This is a genomic window from Streptomyces beijiangensis (assembly GCF_017315755.1).
GTDB classification, from domain to species: domain Bacteria; phylum Actinomycetota; class Actinomycetes; order Streptomycetales; family Streptomycetaceae; genus Streptomyces; species Streptomyces beijiangensis.
Map to the genome: position 1 here is coordinate 1 of NZ_JAFLRJ010001367.1, position 455 is coordinate 455.

Consider the following 455-nt stretch of genomic DNA (forward strand, 5'->3'; position numbering starts at 1 on the left):
CCCGGGAAGCACTCCAGCGCGCACGCGGCCGCGGTGATCGTCTTGCCCGATCTGGTCGCGGACACGATCGTCCCCCGTGCCCCCTCCGACGACACAGATGATCTTGCAGGGAATTCCACCCACCGACGGAAAGCCGCTTTCTGGGCCACCTGGTGTTCCCGAAGCCGAATACCCGGCATCTCCCCGCTCCTCCTCTGCCTTCTTTTCCACTCGCTTCGGAAATCACCAGGACGGCGAGAAGGACGGGACGGACACCGTACCGTCCTCGCCCACGACGATCCGCTCGCCAAGCTGGGCCAGGACCTCAGAGGGGCGCAGCCCCGTCCGGCCGGCCACCGTCTGGATCAGCCGACTGTCCGCCCGCAGTTCATCCGCTTCCTCCCCCTGCCGTTCCCCGAAGGCGGCCGGTGCCGCAAGAGCACCAGCAAACCGTTCCTCACGCTCACGAGCCCACA

At 67.3% G+C, this 455-nt stretch carries 1 pseudogene; it reads right to left on the bottom strand.

What is annotated here, in order from left to right:
* Positions 1 to 222 precede the first annotated feature (222 nt).
* Positions 223 to 455 (bottom strand): annotated as a pseudogene (locus tag J0695_RS41850) (hypothetical protein); the annotation flags it as partial.